This is a genomic window from Pseudomonas sp. GYB4201, assembly GCF_056312595.1.
Genome location: NZ_JBWGIG010000054.1, coordinates 1 through 16,730 on the forward strand (window position 1 = coordinate 1; position 16,730 = coordinate 16,730).

Consider the following 16,730-nt stretch of genomic DNA (forward strand, 5'->3'; position numbering starts at 1 on the left):
TACCGTGAGGAGTGCGCGGCGCGGCGGGACGCGGCCTGGCGGCCGCTGCTACGGGTGGGGTGTCAGTGGGAGTGGCGGGGCACCTCGGCGCCGCGGCAGCCTACCAGGAAGTCGAAGTCGCAGCCCTGGTCGGCCTGCATCACATGGTCCACGTACAGCTGGCGGTAGCCACCGGCCAGCAGGTTGTGCGCCGGTGCCTGCCAGTCGGCCAGGCGCGCCGCCAGTTCGGCGTCGCTGATGTCCAGGTGCAGGCGCCCGGTGCTGCAGTCCAGTTCGATGTAGTCGCCTTCCTGCACCGCTGCCAACGGGCCGCCGGCCGCCGCTTCCGGCGCCACGTGCAGCACCACGGTGCCGTAGGCGGTGCCGCTCATGCGCGCGTCCGAGATGCGCACCATGTCGGTCACGCCCTGGGCCAGCAGTTTGGCCGGCAGGCCCATGTTGCCGACCTCGGCCATGCCCGGGTAGCCCTTGGGGCCGCAGTTTTTCATCACCAGGATAGAGTCGGCGTCCACGTCCAGCTGCGGGTCGTTGATGCGTGCCTTGTACTCGTCGAAGTTCTCGAACACCACGGCACGGCCACGGTGTTTCATCAGCGCCGGGGTGGCGGCGGAGGGCTTGAGCACCGCGCCCAGCGGCGCCAGGTTGCCGCGCAGCACGCAGATGCCGCCGTCGGCCACCAGCGGGTTGTCGATGGCGCGGATTACCTCGTCGTCGCCGTAGATGGGCGAGTTGCGCACGTTGTCCCACAGGCTCTTGCCGTTGACGGTGAGGGCCTCGGGGTTGGGGATCAGGTGGTTTTCGCCCAGGCGCCGCAGCACTGCGGGCAGGCCGCCGGCGTAGTAGAACTCTTCCATCAGGAAGCGCCCGGACGGTTGCAGGTCCACCAGGGTCGGGGTGCCGCGGCCGATGCGGGTCCAGTCGTCCAGCTCCAGGTCGACGCCGATGCGCCCGGCAATGGCTTTCAGGTGGATCACGGCGTTGGTGGAACCGCCAATGGCGGCGTTGACGCGGATGGCGTTTTCGAAGGCTTCGCGGGTGAGGATCTTCGACAGCCGCAGGTCTTCCTTGACCATCTCCACGGCGCGCATGCCAGACATGTGCGCCAGCACGTAGCGGCGTGAATCCACCGCCGGGATGGCCGCGTTGTGCGGCAACGAGGTGCCCAGGGCTTCGGCCATGCAGGCCATGGTCGAGGCCGTGCCCATGGTGTTGCAGGTGCCGGCCGAGCGCGACATGCCGGCCTCGGCGGAGAGGAATTCGTCGAGGCTGATCTGCCCGGCCTTCAGCGATTCATGCATCTGCCAGACGATGGTGCCGGCGCCAATGTCGCGGCCCTTGTGCTTGCCGTTGAGCATCGGACCGCCGGTGACGACGATGGCCGGCACGTCGCAGCTGGCGGCGCCCATCAGCAGCGCCGGGGTGGTCTTGTCACAGCCGGTGAGCAGCACCACGCCGTCGATGGGGTTGCCGCGAATGGCCTCTTCCACGTCCATGCTCGCCAGGTTGCGGGTGAGCATGGCGGTGGGGCGCAGGTTGGACTCGCCGTTGGAGAACACCGGGAACTCCACCGGGAAGCCACCGGCCTCCAGCACGCCACGCTTGACGTGTTCGGCGATGGTGCGGAAGTGGGCGTTGCAGGGCGTCAGCTCGGACCAGGTGTTGCAGATGCCGATGATCGGCTTGCCGTGGAACTGGTGGTCGGCGATGCCCTGGTTCTTCATCCAGCTGCGGTACATGAAGCCGTTCTTGTCGGCGGTGCCAAACCATTGGGCCGAACGCAGTGCAGGTTTCTTCTCAGACATGTGGGCTTCTCTTATTGTAAGACTTAATGACGGCGCTGATAGCTAAAATAGGCCTAAAATCCCAACATGTGAAGTCGTTGTTCGTTAAATAGTAATACTATATAGTCGTTCGCAACGGAGGACGGCCTGCCGATCCCCATCCATAACAAGAACAATTGGAGACCGTTGCCATGAGCGAAGAACTGCGCCTGGTCAGGCGTATCACCCTCAAACTGATCCCCTTCCTGATCCTGCTGTACCTGGTGGCCTACGTGGACCGCTCGGCGGTGGGCTTCGCCAAGCTGCACATGGGCAGCGACGTGGGCATCGGCGATGCCGCCTATGGCATGGGCGCCGGGCTGTTTTTCATCGGCTACTTCCTGCTGGAAATCCCCAGCAACCTGCTGCTGACCCGCTTCGGCGCGCGGCGCTGGTTTGCGCGCATCATGATCACCTGGGGCGCCATCACCATCGGCATGGCGTTCGTGCAGGGGCCCAACAGTTTCTATGTGATGCGCTTTTTGCTCGGTGCGGCCGAGGCAGGCTTCTTCCCTGGCGTGCTGTACTACATCACCCAGTGGTTCCCGGTGCGCCACCGCGGCAAGATCCTCGGCCTGTTCATCCTCTCGCAGCCCATCGCCATGATGATTACCGGGCCCGTGTCCGGCGGCCTGCTGGGCATGGACGGGGTGCTGGGCCTGCACGGCTGGCAGTGGCTGTTCATCGCCATCGGCACGCCGGCCATCCTGCTCACCTGGCCGGTGCTGCAGTGGTTGCCCGACGGCCCGGCGCAGGTGACGTGGCTGAGCGCCGTGGAGAAAGGCTGGCTGGCCGCCGAGCTGCAGAAAGACCTCGACACCTACGGCCAGACCCGCCACGGCAACCCGCTGCACGCCCTGAAGGATTTCCGCGTGCTGTTGCTGGCGCTGTTCTACCTGCCTGTGACCCTGAGCATCTATGGCCTGGGCCTGTGGCTGCCGACGCTGATCAAGCAGTTCGGCGGCAGCGACCTGGTGACCGGCTTCGTCTCGTCGGTGCCGTACATCTTCGGCATCGTCGGCCTGCTGATCGTGCCGCGTAGCTCCGACCGCCTCAACGACCGCTACGGCCACCTGGCCGTGCTCTACGTGCTGGGCGCCGCCGGCCTGTTCTTCAGCGCCTGGCTCAGCGTGCCGGTGCTGCAACTGGCGGCCCTGAGCCTGGTGGCGTTCTCGCTGTTCTCCTGCACGGCGGTGTTCTGGACCCTGCCGGGGCGCTTCTTCGCCGGCGCCAGCGCGGCCGCCGGCATTGCCCTGATCAACTCGGTGGGCAACCTGGGCGGCTACATCGGCCCGTTCGTGATCGGTGCGCTCAAGGAGTACACCGGCAACCTGGCCAGCGGCCTGTATTTCCTCACTGGCGTGATGCTGTTCGGCCTGCTGCTGACCGCGGTGGTCTACCGCCTGCTGGAGCGCCGCCACGCGCTGCCGGCCGAGCAGTTCGCCGCCAGTGCCCGCAGCGCGCAACCCAGCGCACGTACCTGACAACAAAAGGGAGCAGCAACCATGCGTCTAGTGCAATTCCAATTGATTGATGGCCAGCGCCGCGTGGGCCTGGTGGACAGCGACCGCGTGCACGAAGTGCGCGGCGCCAACAGCGTGCGCGAACTGGCCCTGGCGGCCATCGAGGCCGGCATTGGCCTGGCGCGCCACGTCGATGACCTGGGCCTGGGCCAGCACCACGATTACCTGCAGCTGCTGGACGAGGGCCGCATCCTGCCGCCGCTGGACCATCCGGACCCGGCGCACATGCTGATCACCGGCACCGGCCTGACCCACCTGGGCAGCGCCGCCACCCGCGACAAGATGCACCAGCAGGTGGGCGAGGAAGCTGCAGTCACCGACAGCATGAAGATCTTCAAGTGGGGCCTGGACGGCGGCAAGCCGGCGGCGGGGCAGGCCGGGGTGCAGCCCGAATGGTTCTACAAGGGTGACGGCGGCATCGTCGTGCGCCCCGGTGGCGAGTTCCCGGTGCCGCCGTTCGCCGAAGACGCCGGCGAAGAACCGGAGCTGGGCGGGATGTATGTCATTGGCCGCGACGGCAAGCCGTACCGCCTGGGCTTCGCCCTGGGCAACGAGTTCTCCGACCACGTGATGGAGCGCAAGAACTACCTGTACCTGGCGCACTCTAAATTGCGCCACTGCTCCTACGGCCCGGAACTGCGGGTGGGTGAACTGCCCACGCACCTGGCGGGCACCAGTCGCATCTGGCGCGACGGCAAGCTGCTGTGGGAGAAAGAATTCCTCAGCGGCGAAGGCAACATGTGCCACAGCTTCGACAACCTGGAGTATCACCACTTCAAGTACGCGCAGTTCCTGCGCCCGGGCGATGTGCACATCCATTTCTTCGGCACCGCGACGCTGTCGTTCGCCGACGGCATCAGCACCCAGCTGGGCGACCGTTTCGAGATCAGCCTGGATGAGTTCGGCGCGCCGCTGAACAACCGTGTCGGCCGTGGCGAGGCGGCGTTCGCCCCCGGCAGCATCGGCAAGCTTTGAGGAGGTTCCATGATTCGTGGTCATAACTACATTGGCGGGCGCCGCAGCGCCCAGGGCACGGTGGTGGTCAAGAGCGTCGATGCCAGCACCGGCGCCGAACTGCCGTTCGACTTTCACCAGGCCACCCCGGAAGAAGTCGACGCCGCCGCCCGCGCGGCCAAGCAGGCTTACCCGCTGTACCGACGCCTGAGCAGCGAGCGGCGGGCGCAGTTTCTGGAAGCGATTGCCGACGAGCTGGACGCGCTGGGTGATGACTTCGTTGCCCTGGTCACCCAGGAAACCGCCTTGCCGGCGGCGCGCATCCTGGGTGAGCGCGGCCGCACCAGCGGGCAGATGCGTCTGTTTGCCAAGGTGTTGCGCCGGGGCGATTTCTACGGCGCGCGCATCGACCGCGCGCTGCCCGAGCGCACCCCGCTGCCGCGCCCGGACCTGCGCCAGTACCGCATCGGCGTCGGCCCGGTGGCGGTGTTCGGCGCCAGCAACTTCCCGCTGGCGTTCTCCACTGCCGGCGGTGACACCGCCGCCGCCCTGGCCGCCGGCTGCCCGGTGGTGTTCAAGGCCCACAGCGGCCACATGGCCACCGCCGAGCGGGTGGCGGACGCGATCGTCCGCGCCGCCGAGCGCACCGAGATGCCTGCCGGTGTGTTCAACATGATCTACGGCGCCGGGGTAGGGGAGGCGCTGGTCAAGCACCCAGCCATCCAGGCCGTGGGCTTCACCGGTTCGTTGAAGGGCGGCCGGGCCTTGTGCGACATGGCGGCGGCGCGGCCGCAGCCGATCCCGGTGTTTGCCGAAATGTCGAGCATCAACCCGGTGATCCTGCTGCCCCAGGCCCTGGAACTGCGCGGGGAAACCGTGGCCCGCGAGCTGACCGCCTCGGTGGTGCAGGGCTGTGGCCAATTCTGTACCAACCCCGGGCTGGTGATTGGCCTGCGCTCGCCGGGTTTCAGCGTGTTCGTCCAGCAACTGGCCGCCGCCATGGGCGCGCAACCGGCGCAGACCATGCTCAACGCCGGCACCCTGCGCAGCTACGCCAAGGGCCTGGAGGCGCTGCACGCCCACCCCGGCATTCGCCACCTGGCCGGCAGCACCCAGCAGGGCGCCCAGGCCCAGCCGCAGCTGTTCCAGGCCGATGTGCAGTTGCTGCTGGATGGCGATGAAGTGCTGCAGGAAGAGGTGTTCGGGCCTACCACCGTGCTGGTCGAGGTCGCGGATCAGTACCAGCTCAACGCCGCGCTCGAGGCCTTGCACGGCCAGCTGACCGCCACGCTGATCGGCGAGCCGGCCGACTTCCGCCACCACGCCGAGCTGACCGCGCTGCTGGAGCAGAAGGTCGGGCGCATCCTGCTCAATGGCTACCCCACCGGCGTCGAGGTTTGTGAAGCCATGGTCCACGGCGGGCCGTACCCGGCCACCTCGGACTCGCGCGGCACCTCGGTAGGTACCCTGGCCATCGACCGCTTCCTGCGCCCGGTGTGCTTCCAGAACTACCCCGACGAGCTGTTGCCCGAGGCGCTGCGCAACGCCAACCCCCTGGGCCTCACCCGCCTGGTAGACGGCGCCCCCAGCCGCGACGCCTTGTGACATAAACTCGACAACCCGCAACAACCCCGTAGCCGCTGCCGCAGGCTGCGCTGGCCCCATGCCCCGCTGGAGATCTCCAGTGTACTCAGGGGCCAGCGCAGCCTGGCGGCAGCGGCTACGGGGTTGTTGCGTCGTAGGGTCGCGGCGTTTTCAGGCATGGGGGTGCGACAGATTGAAGCGGAAACCGGTTTCAAATTGGCCGATTTGGCATATCATGGGTGCCTCTCCACCCCCTTTATGAAAGATGGTCATGACCGGCCTTAAAGAACAACTAGAAACAAGCGGCATGCTGCTGATCAATGATCTGCATGCCTTTGATTTTGTCCTGGACGCGGGCGAACTGCGTATCGAATGCATGGATGGGCGCGAGCTCAAGCGCTGGCGCTTCACCGCCGAGCAACTGGCGGCGGCGCGCTTCGACGATGCGCAACAGTCCTGGGAAATCAGCAACGACACCGGCAACTATCAACTAGTCTGCCTCAGTGGTTTCTCTGCAACGGATGAGGATGACGAACAGGAATAAGCGTTCCTGGCGTCCAACTTCTGAATATGACCGGGGTCTTTTGATCAGGACCCGTCGAGGATAAAACTACAATGAAACGCCATCTCCTGCCCCTGCTGCTCGCCAGCGGAATCAGTGTGCTCTCGTCCCACGTCATGGCCGCCAGCGGCTACGACCTGTTGGTGGGCACCTACACCAACAACACCAGCGAAGGTATCTACCGCTACCACTTCGACAGCGCCACCGGCCAGCTCAGCGCCAAGCCGCTGGCCGTGACCAAGGCCGAGAACCCGTCCTGGCTGACCATCAGCAAGGACCAGAAGCACCTGTTCGCCGTGAACGAAAACGGCCCTGACTCGGCCCACGACAAGGTTGGCAAGGTCAGCAGCTTCAAGATCGACCCCAAGACCCATGACCTGACCCTGATCAACCAGGTCGAGACCAAGGGTGAAGACCCGACGTTCTCGAGCCTGGCCAAGGGTGAGAAGCACCTGTTCGTGGCCAACTACTCGGTGCACCCGGACCCTAACGGCAGCCTGTCGGTGTTCGGCGTGGGCGCCGATGGCACCCTGAGCCCACTGGTGCAGCAGGAAAGCCACGACGCAGCCTCCAAGGTGGTTGCCGAGCGCCAGGCCAGCGACCACGTGCACTCGGTGGTCTCCAGCCCCGACGGCCGTTTCGTCTACGTCCAGGACCTGGGCGCCGACAAGGTGTTCGTCTACCACTATGACGCCGCCAACAAGGCCAAGCCGCTGACCGCCGCCTCGCCAGCCTCGGTGCAACTGCCGGCAGGCAGCGGCCCGCGCCACCTGTTGTTCAGCGCTGATGGCAAGCACGCCTACCTGACCACCGAAATGAGCGGCCAGGTGTTCGTGTTCGACGTCAAGGCTGGCAACCTGGTGCAGAAGCAGGCCGTCAACCTGGCTGCCGCCGATGCCGATGCTGCCCACAAGGCCACCGCCGCGCTGCACTTCTCGGCCGATGGCAAGTTCTTCTACGTCACCAACCGTGGCCAGGCCAGCGAGCTGCTGGTGTTCAGCATCGACAAGGCCAGCGGCGAGCTGAAGGAAGTGCAGCGTCGCTCGGTGGAAGGTATCGAGCCGCGTGAGTTCACCATCGACCCGAGCGGCAAGTTCGTGGTGATCGCCAACCAGAAGAGCAACCAGATCGTGGTGGTCAAGCGTGACCCGGCCACCGGCAAGCTCGGCGACACCGTGCAGAAGCTCGACATCGATTCGCCGTCGGATGTGAAGTTCCTGCGTTGATTCACCAGAACCCCCGCGAAAGCGGGGGTTTTGCTTTGCGATGCCCGACGACGAGCGGCACCATCGCCCCGCCTTCCACCATCTAACCTCCCTGTTCGGCCTGCGCAGCGTGCGCATGCTTTCCGCACACTGGAGGTGACACATGGCTCTGTTTACCCTCAAAGACGGCACCCAGCTGTTCTACAAGGACTGGGGCACCGGCCAACCCATCGTGTTCCACCACGGCTGGCCGCTGAGCGCCGACGATTGGGACGCGCAGATGCTGTTCTTCCTGCACCAGGGCTTCCGCGTCATCGCCCACGACCGCCGCGGCCACGGCCGTTCCACTCAGACCGCCACCGGCAACGAGATGGATACCTACGCCAGCGACGTCGCCCAACTGGTGGCGCACCTGGACCTGAAGAACGCCATCCACGTCGGCCACTCCACCGGCGGTGGCGAGGTGGCGCGCTACGTGGCCCGGCACGGGGCGGGCAGGGTGGCCAAGGCGGTGCTGATCGGCGCCGTGCCGCCCATCATGGTCAAGTCCGCGAGCAATCCCGGCGGCCTGCCCATCGAGGTGTTCGACGGCTTCCGCAGCGCCCTGGCCGCCAACCGCGCGCAGTTCTACAAGGAAGTGCCGGTGCCGTTCTACGGCTACAACCGTGAGGGCGCCGACGTCTCGGAAGGGGTCAAGGACAACTGGTGGCGCCAGGGCATGATGGGCGGCACCAAGGCCCACTACGACTGCATCAAGGCCTTCTCGGAAACCGACTTCACCGAAGACCTCAAGCAGATCAGCGTGCCGGTGCTGGTGCTGCACGGCGACGACGACCAGATAGTGCCCATCGCCGACTCGGCTGAGCTGTCGATCAAACTGCTGAACCGTGGCGCGCTGAAAGTCTACAAGGGCTATCCGCACGGCATGTGCACCACCCATGCCGAGGTGATCAACCAGGACCTGCTGGCGTTCTTCAAGGCCTGACACCGCCGGCGCTGGCCCCCGCAATCCGCAGGGAAAACGGGGCCCGGCGCCGCCTTGCGGCCTTTCGAGAGGGCAAGCAGCTGTTTTTAAAGAAAAAATTTCGCACAAGGGCTTCACAGATCGATATTTTGCTGGTAAATTGCGCGCCATACCCAACGAGCACTAAGCAACATGCTCGTCGCAACACCTACAGGGGCGTCGCCAAGCGGTAAGGCAGCAGGTTTTGATCCTGCCATGCGTTGGTTCGAATCCAGCCGCCCCTGCCATTTTCTCTTCCAGTATTTGAATTCTTTTTCTCCCAGGTGCATGAGCATTGTGGGGGATTTGTCGTGCCTGGCGTTTGAGCTTTATGGGTGGCGGAGGTAGACATTTTTGCTTACTTTATGGGTGACAGGTAGTCAGGTTTACAAGTTGACAGTTGTTTTTTGTAGGCTTAGCCTTCATTCACTGCTTCTTGAATCCTGGGAAACCTGCCATGAACGTCCACCCCACCCCGTTGAACCCTTCGTTTGAAGCGGCCAAGGCGGCGCTGCTGAAGGAATTTGAGGCGCTGATCCTCGCCATTCCCGAATCAGCGGTTATTGCAGCGGCGAAGCTCAAGGGTGAAAAGGCGGTTGCGGTGGTCCTCAAGAAGCCTGCCCGGCCAATGAGCATCCAGGCCCGTAATGAAATCGCCCTGGCACAGATGAAAGCCGATGCCCTGCAAGGTTTCCAGGAGGCCTACGACGCCTTGGAAGCCAGCGATGTGTGCGCCATTCTTGGGGTCACCAAGCAGGCGCTGAGCAAGAAAACCCGGACGGGCAGCGTGGTCGCCTACACCCACAACCGTCGCCGCTACTACCCCGATTTCCAATTTCGCAACGGCAGGGAAACGCCGGTGATTGGCCAGTTGATCAAACAGCTGGGCATAGACCCGGCGGATGAAACGCTGGTCAATGTGTTGGTCTTGTTCCTGGCCCAGCCGATGGATTTCTCTGAGCCAGGGAAGCCGGCAAACTGGCAGCCTCGTTACCTGCTGCTGGAGCATGAGGCGGCGTTTGACATCATTCTGCGCGACTTCCGTAACCGGTTGGAGATGGGGAAGTAACCGGCAGCCCTTGAGGTTGCTTGGCTACACCACAAGCACTTTGAGCTGAAGTAAAAGCTCAAGCGCTGTAGTGTCCCCGGATAGCATGACAGTCTCAACAGGTGATGCGTCGAGGGCTAGCAACTGGGTGCCGCGCCCTTCGAACAGCACCACATTATGGCCCTCCATCGATAGGGCCCGGCCAAAGGCTACCGAGCTGTACACAAGTCCATCCGCGTCAACGCCGCTTCTCATGCAGGCACCGCTGAGCTGTTGGGTGAGCCGATATCCTGACCCGCCTTGCCCCCTGCCTTCGCAGATAGCGCCCAATTTGCCCCCGAGGTAGCTACACAGGCGCTGCACATCAACAAGCCGCAGGGTCCGAGCCGTTTCCAGCTGGTGAAGTGACGCGCTGCTGATTTCGGCTACGAGCACGGGAGAGCCAAGCCCATTCCGGCCGTGCTGGAAAGTCTCGGCAATGGCAACTTCCGGGCTGCCCGCGACGTAGCAAACCCCTACCTCCTGGAAGGGGTCGCTGTACCTCGAGATCGAGCGGCGGTTGTAGAAAATGGGCGTTGGGTGGCTGGTGATGCGAAACACCGAAGTTTTTGCTGGCAGGTGTATCCATACATCCTGCCGTTCCAGTAGAAGGCGTTGCACCGTCTCTGGATTGGTCTCGGTCATGTCTGTCCATTTCCATATGTTGTTGTGTACGCAGCTGCGCAGACCTGCGGGATTGGGGGCCTTTGGATGTGGAGCGGGAGAATAGGAATACCTGGCAAGGAGGACAACCCCTACATCGGTCCGGAAATGTTACCGGATGCAGCAAGGGCGGCGGGGGGGCTGACCCGGCCTGGCGGCCGGTGCTACAGGGTACTTGCGTAGCAGCTGCCGAAGGCTGCGTCTGCGGTCCGCGAGGTATCTGGCGGTGCGTGGCGCCTTGGACGCGGCCTGCGGCCGCTGCTACGGTGAGGCTGCCCAATATCAATCCCGATGATATCCGCTACCACCCCAATGAATTTCTACCTGCGGCACCCCAGGCGTAAGTTTGACCCATGGCCTCACCGGCCCCAGCCAAACCACCCTATTCGAGGTACGCCGCCATGAACTTCAATCTCTTCTCCGTGATCGCCGCTTCCGCCGTTTCCGCCACCGTGGCGCTGCCAGCCCACGCCAGCGTGCAGGTCACCGAACGCAAGGCCGCCGTCAGCAGCTACACCCAGCAGTACCTGCAGAAAAGCGCCAACTTCTATGCCGCCCTGGACCACAAGATCCAGCACTGAGCAGCCCTGAGCAGACCCGCCCGATCCGCGGCGGGTTGCTAGCCATCAGCTACAATCAAGAAAACCGATAACCTTCATTGATGTTTGTCACTGGTTTTCGGCGCAGCAATACCTGATCCTGTCAGCCTGAATTCTTCGCCACGGAGCCTTCATCATGGCCAGTGCCATTCTTTCGTCTGCCCGTCACGGTGCCTACCTGGCCATCGGCCTGTATGTAGCGGTGATGCTGGCGGCCACCATTGCCACGCAGTTCGTCGTCGGCGGCTGATACTCAGCGGGCCATGATGGCCTTGAACAACGCAGACTCGATGATGCCTTCGATCCACGCGCGCACGCGCGGGTAGGGCGCCTGCCCGAACCAGTCCGGGTCCACACCGCGGAACTGGCGGATAAACGGCGCGATGGCGATATCAGCCAGGCCCAAGCGCTCACCTGCCAGCCACTGCTTTTGCAGCAAACGAGCTTCCAGCACCTGCAGGAAAGCGCAGCCCTGTTCCCGGTAGAACGCCATGGGGTGTTCGGGGTAGCGGTCGGCGTACTTGTAGCGGTTCAGCGCCTGCTTGAACGGGCCGTCGTTGCAAGCGATCAGCTCATCGTCATCGCTTTCCAGCCAGCCATCCGGGTCGTTGTGTGCCAAGGCCCAGCGCATGATGTCCAGGCTCTCGTCGATCACCCGGTCCGCCAGCACCAGCACCGGCACCGTGCCCTTGGGCGACGCTGCCAGCATGTCCGCCGGCTTGGCCTTCAGGCTCACTTCACGAATCTCCACCGGCACGCCGCTGTAGCGCAGCGCCATGCGCGCCCGCATGGCGTAGGGGCAGCGGCGGAAGGAGTACAGAATCATCCCGTCACCTCGACGCTGCTGAGGCCGTTGCCCTGGCGCTTGACCTGGATCTGCACCGGGATGCGCTCGTGCATCTCCTGCACGTGGGAGATCACCGCCACCTTGCGGCCCTGGGCCTGCAGGCCGTCGAGGGCGTCCATGGCCAGTTGCAGGGACTCGGGGTCGAGGCTGCCGAAGCCTTCGTCGATGAACAGCGACTCGATGCGCAGGGTGCTCGACGCCATGGACGCCAGGCCCAGGGCCAGCGCCAGGGAGACCAGGAAGGTCTCGCCGCCCGACAGCGAATGCACCGAGCGCAGTTCATCGCCCATTTCCGTGTCCAGCACCAGCAGGCCGAGCATGCTGCCGCCGCGCTTGAGGCGGTAGCGGCGCACCAACTGGCGCAGCTGGGCGTTGGCGTGGTGCACCAGCAGGTCGAGGTTGTAGGCCTGGGCCAGCTTGCGGAATTTCTCCCCTTCGGCCGAGCCGATCAGCGCGGCCAGGCGGCCCCAGCGCTGGAACTCGCCGTAAGCCTGTTCGATGCGCGCCTGCAGCTCGCCGTGGGCAGCCAGGCGGCGCTGGTCCTCGACCTGGCGGGCACGCAGCTCGGCGCAGGTTTCCTCGCAGGCGGCGCACTGTTGCTGGGCCTGGAGCAGGCTGGCGTCCAGTTCGTCGACAGTGCCGGCGCCGTTGGCCTGGGCCTGGTGCGCTTGCAGCTGGCGTTCGCGCTCGTGCAGGCGCACACGGGCTTCTTCCACGGCCTTGTCGGCCTGGCTCAGACGCTGGCGCAGCTGGCTGACCTGCTGTTCATCGATGGCCAGCAGTGCGGCCAGGCCGTCGTCGTCCAGCTGCGGGTGCTGCTGGCGCCAGGCGCCGAGGCTGGCCGTCAGCTCGCCGAGCGTCGCGTCGAGCTGCTGTTGGCGCTGCTGGTCGGCCTTGAGTTCGCTGGCCAATTGCAGGGCCTGGTTGCTGGCGTCCTGCTGCTGGGTTGCGGCGTTGCTGTCGGTGGTGCGCGCCTGATGCACGGCCTGCTCCAGCGCGGTTTGCCAGGTGGCGGCGTCGGCATGCTGGCCGAGCAGGGCCTGCAGGCGTTCGCTGGCGGCCTGGTGCTGCTGGGTAAACCGCGCAAGGGCTTCGGCCTGGGCCTCGGCCGCCTGTTCGCGGGCCTGTTGCAGCAGGCGCTCCTGGGTCAGGCGTTGGCGCCGCTCGTCATGTTCCTGCTGTTCCTCGCGCTGCTGCTCGAGGTGTTGCAGGCGCTGGCTGACGCTGTTGTCCAGGGCCATGAAGGTGGCGGCCGGGGTGTGCAGCAGGCCGTCGAGGTCGCTGGCCGGCAGCACGCTGGCGAACGCTTGCAGTTCTTCGTCCAGGCGCTGCTGGTCGTTGTGCAGGTGCTGGCTTTGCTCGGCCAGCAGGCGGCTGGCGTCCTGGCTGGCCTGCTGCGCCTGTTGCAGTTGCTGCTGTTGGGCGCCGGCCTGTTGCTGCAGGGTCAGCAGCGCGCCTTGCTGCTGTTCCTCGGCCTGGATGCGCTGGTGGGCGGCCTGCTGCTGGTGTTCCAGCCACGGGCCGGGTTGTTCTGCGTCGCTCAGCGCAGCGTACAGCGGGTGAGCTTCCAGCAGCGGTTGCACCGTGCCCAGCTGGCCTTGCAGCTGTTCGTCCTGTTGCTTGAGCTGCGCCTGCTGGTCACGCAGGGCGATGACTTCGACGCGCAGCTCGGCCAGGCGCGCGGCCAGTTTTTCCACCACCAGGCGGGCGTTGCGCTCTTCGCTGTCATCGTGCCCCGCCAGCGCCTGCAACAGCGCCTCGGGCTGATGCCAGGGATGCTCGGCGCTGCCGCACACCGGGCAGGGTTGATCGGCTTGCAGCTGCGCGCGCAGTTCCTCGACGCTGGCGCTGCGGGCCAGGCGCTGGCGGTTGAGCAGCGCGACGGTAACGTCCAGTTGCTGCACGGCGGTCTCGTGCTCGCCCTTGAGCTGCAGGCCTTCGCGGGTGCGCACCTCGCGCTGCTCGGCGGCAACGCGGGCCTGTTCGCCCAGGCTGTGTTGGCGCTCCTGCAGTTCCTGCTGGCGCTGCCAGTGCCGGTGCAGGTCCTCGACGCTGCGCAGCTGCTGGCGGCTGCCTTGCAACTGGCGGGTGAGGGCGCTGAGGCGGTCGGCCAGTTCGTGGGGCGCGCAGCCGGCCTGCTGGTACAGTGCGTCCAGCGCCTGTTGCCGTTCGGCCAGCTGCGCCTGGCTGGCGCTGGCGCGTTGTTCCAGGGCCGGCAGTTCTTCGCGGCCCTTGAGCAGGCGCGCGCTGAGGGTCAGCGCCTGCTGCAGCCGCGGGCGCCATACCGGCCAAGCCTCGGCCAGCGGTGCAAGGCCTGCGCTCTGGGCCAATTGCTGGGTGATCTGTTCGAGGCGCGCGGTGCTGGCCTGCTGGCCCTGGTCCAGGCGCTGGATGGCAGCCTGGCCCTGCTCGCGGGCAGCTTCGGCAGCCTCCAGGGCCTGCTGCAAGGGTGCGGCCTGTTCGTCCAGGCGTGCCAGGTGGCTCTGTTCGTCGAAAGCCTGGCGCAAGGCGGGCGCGGCATCAGCCTGGGCGGCCAGGGCAGCGGTCAGTGCGGCCTGTGCCTGTTCACGGGCCAGTTGCAGCTGCGCCTGGCGTGTGTGCAGTTGTTCGCTGGCCTGCTGGTGGCCGGCGATGCGCGCCGCCAGCGGCTGGAGTTCGCCGGTCAGTTCGGCCTGGCGGCTGAACAGGTGGCGCTGGGGCGCCAAGGTGTCCAGGCGCGCCAGGGTGGCGCGGCTGTCACCCAGGGCTTGCGCCTGTTGTTCGGCCTGTTGCAGCTGCTCGCTGGCGGCCTGGCGTTCGCCGTGCAGGCGCTGGCCTTCCACGTGCCATTGGCGCTGCTGTTCCAGCTGCTTGAGGCGCGCCTGCTCGGTGCGCAACAGGCCCAGGGCGGTGCTGTATTCCAGGTCCAGGGCTTCGCGAGCCTCGGCGGGCAGCGGCGCGATGCCGCCGGCCTGGTCCTGCAGCTGCTTGTGGGCGTCGCGGGCGTCGCGGCTCTTCTCGAAGGCGCGCTTGCCCAGGCGCGTGTACAGCGCCGTGTCGGTGAGCTTTTCCAGCAGCTCGCTGCGCTCGTTGTCGTCGGCCTTGAGGAAGGCGCTGAACTCGCTCTGGGCCAGTAGCACGGCGCGGGTGAACTGTTCGAAGTTCAGGCCCAGGCAGCCTTCGAGCAGGGTCTTGTATTCGCCTTTCTGGCTGGCCAGCAGTTGGTCGTTGTCCAGGTCGCGCAGGCTCTGGCGGCTGGCCTGCAGCTTGCCGCCGGCCTTGTCGCGCGCGCGGTTGGCTTCCCAGCGGGCGCGGTAGCGGCGGCCGTCGATGCCCACGAAGTCCACCTCGGCGAAGCCTGCGCCGGTGCCGCGGCGCAGCAGGGTGCGCGGGTCGCCGGTGTTGATCTCGCCGTCGGCGTCCGGCACCTTGGCGTCGCGGCCGGTCTTGCTCAGCCGCGGTACGGCGCCGAACAGCGCCAGGCACAGGGCGTCGAGCAGGGTGCTCTTGCCGGCGCCGGTGGGCCCGGTGATGGCGAACAGGCCGGCGCTGGCCAGGGGTTCGGCGGTGAAGTCCAGCTCGAACGGGCCGGCCAGCGAGGCCAGGTTCTTCAGGCGAATGGCGAGGATTTTCATGGCTGTTCTCCCGCCAGTTGCACTTCCTGCAGCAGCAGGGCGAAGTCATCCAGGGTGGCGCTGTCCACCTCGCTGCCGTAGCTGTCCAGCCAGGCACGGCTGAACAGCTCCTGGGGGCTGAGCTGGTCCAGTTCGATCAGCGCCGCGTCGCCGTCGTCGGCGCCACGGCTGCCGGCGTATTCGGCGCCGATGCGCACCAGGCGCACGGCCTTGTTCTGCAGCGCCGTTTCGACCTGCTGGCGCAGGTCGGGCTGGGGCTCGTCGAGTATCACCCGCACCTCCAGCCAGGGCTGGTGGGTGAGGTCGGCCAGCAGGTCCACCTCGTTCAGGTCGGCCAGCTTGGCCAGCACCTCGGCCAGGGGCGCCGGCCCTAGGCGGATCAGGTCCACGGCGCGGGGAACCAGCAGCGGTTCGACGCTGAGCAGCTGCTCGCCCTCGCAGCGGACCTCGAGGATCTGGTGCGGGTAGTCGATTTCGGAGAACGACAGCGGGATCGGCGAGCCGCTGTAGCGGATGCGCGTTTCGCCGTTGACCTGCTGGGGCTTGTGCAGGTGCCCCAGGGCCACGTAGCTGATGGCCTCGCCGAACAGGCTGGCGGGCAGGGCCTCGGCGCTGCCGATGATCAGACTGCGCTCCGAGTCCACCGACACCGAGCCGCCGGCCATGTGCGCATGGCTGACGGCGATCAGCGCCTGGCCCGGCTGGCGCTTGGCCTCGGCGGCGGCGATCAGGCGTTCATGCACGTGGGCGATGCCCTTGAGGTAGTCGTCGCCCAGGGTGGCGCCGGTAACTTCGGCCGGGCGCAGGAACGGCAGCGCCAGGCACCAGCCGGCCACTTCGCCGTCGGCGTCTTGCAAGGGGATCAGCAGGCGCTCGCTGTCCAGCTGGCCGTCGTCCAGCCACACCACGCGGCCCAGGGCGTGGGTGCGCAGGCGGCGCATCAGTGGCGCCGGCAGTTCGATGCGCGAGCCGGAGTCGTGGTTGCCGGCGATCATCACGATGGTCAGCGCCGGCTGTTGCTCATGGGCGTTGACGATGAAGTCGTACAGGCGTTCCTGGGCTTTTACTGGCGGGTTGACGGTGTCGAAGATGTCGCCGGCGATCAGCAGCACGTCCGGCCGGCGCTCGCCCAGGCGGGCCAGCAGCCAGTCGAGGAAGCAGGCGTGTTCGAAGTCGCGGTCCTGGCCATGCAGGCTTTGGCCCAGGTGCCAGTCGGAGGTGTGAAACAGGTGCATCGCAAATTCCTTGGCAGGCCCTGCCCGGGGGGCA

General features: G+C 66.0%; 13 protein-coding genes and 1 tRNA gene. 9 read left to right on the top strand and 5 right to left on the bottom strand.

The window, feature by feature from the left end:
* Positions 1-62: 62 nt before the first annotated feature.
* A complete protein-coding gene (locus tag AC0Z2B_RS30105; RefSeq protein WP_473005873.1) occupies positions 63-1,802 on the bottom strand; it encodes a dihydroxy-acid dehydratase in 1,740 nt (579 codons plus the stop codon).
* A 170-nt stretch (positions 1,803-1,972) separates the two neighbouring features.
* Between AC0Z2B_RS30105 and AC0Z2B_RS30110 the strand changes: the two genes are divergently transcribed.
* The 8 genes from AC0Z2B_RS30110 (at position 1,973) to AC0Z2B_RS30145 (ending at position 9,720) form a co-directional block, all read left to right on the top strand.
* The gene (locus tag AC0Z2B_RS30110; RefSeq protein WP_416423181.1) at positions 1,973-3,304 is read left to right on the top strand and encodes an MFS transporter; all 1,332 of its coding nucleotides are present in this window, start codon (positions 1,973-1,975) and stop codon (positions 3,302-3,304) included.
* Between the two features lie 21 nt (positions 3,305-3,325).
* Positions 3,326-4,318 carry an AraD1 family protein gene (gene araD1 / locus AC0Z2B_RS30115; RefSeq protein ID WP_476301586.1) on the top strand — a complete coding sequence of 331 codons (993 nt, stop codon included), beginning with the start codon at positions 3,326-3,328 and terminating at the stop codon, positions 4,316-4,318.
* 9 nt (positions 4,319-4,327) lie between these two features.
* Entirely contained in the window at positions 4,328-5,902 is a 1,575-nt protein-coding gene (locus tag AC0Z2B_RS30120) for an aldehyde dehydrogenase (NADP(+)) (RefSeq protein WP_476301587.1), read from the top strand.
* Positions 5,903-6,152: 250 nt separating this feature from the next.
* Positions 6,153-6,425 (top strand): DUF5629 family protein, encoded by a 273-nt coding sequence (locus AC0Z2B_RS30125; RefSeq protein ID WP_416423184.1) that lies wholly within the window; start codon positions 6,153-6,155, stop codon positions 6,423-6,425.
* Between the two features lie 71 nt (positions 6,426-6,496).
* Positions 6,497-7,669: a lactonase family protein gene (locus AC0Z2B_RS30130; RefSeq protein WP_476301589.1), complete on the top strand. Its 1,173-nt coding sequence runs from the start codon at positions 6,497-6,499 to the stop codon at positions 7,667-7,669.
* 142 nt (positions 7,670-7,811) lie between these two features.
* Complete coding sequence (locus tag AC0Z2B_RS30135; protein ID WP_476301591.1) at positions 7,812-8,633, top strand: alpha/beta fold hydrolase; 822 nt, start codon at positions 7,812-7,814, stop codon at positions 8,631-8,633.
* Between the two features lie 191 nt (positions 8,634-8,824).
* A tRNA-Gln gene (locus tag AC0Z2B_RS30140) sits at positions 8,825-8,899 on the top strand.
* 209 nt (positions 8,900-9,108) lie between these two features.
* A complete protein-coding gene (locus AC0Z2B_RS30145; protein ID WP_476301593.1) occupies positions 9,109-9,720 on the top strand; it encodes a hypothetical protein in 612 nt (203 codons plus the stop codon).
* Positions 9,721-9,744: 24 nt separating this feature from the next.
* On the opposite strand, the gene AC0Z2B_RS30150 is transcribed toward AC0Z2B_RS30145, so the two are convergent.
* On the bottom strand, positions 9,745-10,383 hold the full coding sequence (locus tag AC0Z2B_RS30150; RefSeq protein WP_476301595.1) for an RES family NAD+ phosphorylase: 639 nt from the start codon (positions 10,381-10,383) through the stop codon (positions 9,745-9,747).
* Positions 10,384-10,802: 419 nt separating this feature from the next.
* Here AC0Z2B_RS30150 and AC0Z2B_RS30155 point away from each other — a divergent pair, with 419 nt between their 5' ends.
* Complete coding sequence (locus AC0Z2B_RS30155) at positions 10,803-10,982, top strand: hypothetical protein (protein WP_416423189.1); 180 nt, start codon at positions 10,803-10,805, stop codon at positions 10,980-10,982.
* A 271-nt stretch (positions 10,983-11,253) separates the two neighbouring features.
* Here the strand turns inward: AC0Z2B_RS30155 and AC0Z2B_RS30160 are convergent, their stop codons facing one another.
* The 3 genes from AC0Z2B_RS30160 to AC0Z2B_RS30170 are packed head-to-tail and all read right to left on the bottom strand — an operon-like array spanning position 11,254 to position 16,696.
* Positions 11,254-11,826, bottom strand: a complete 573-nt coding sequence (locus tag AC0Z2B_RS30160) for a glutathione S-transferase (protein WP_476301597.1) — start codon at positions 11,824-11,826, stop codon at positions 11,254-11,256.
* Entirely contained in the window at positions 11,823-15,461 is a 3,639-nt protein-coding gene (locus AC0Z2B_RS30165; RefSeq protein WP_476301599.1) for an AAA family ATPase, read from the bottom strand. Before AC0Z2B_RS30165 ends, AC0Z2B_RS30160 begins: the two co-directional genes overlap by 4 nt.
* Positions 15,458-16,696 carry an exonuclease SbcCD subunit D gene (locus AC0Z2B_RS30170; protein WP_476301601.1) on the bottom strand — a complete coding sequence of 413 codons (1,239 nt, stop codon included), beginning with the start codon at positions 16,694-16,696 and terminating at the stop codon, positions 15,458-15,460. Before AC0Z2B_RS30170 ends, AC0Z2B_RS30165 begins: the two co-directional genes overlap by 4 nt.
* Between the last annotated feature and the right edge of the window lie 34 nt (positions 16,697-16,730).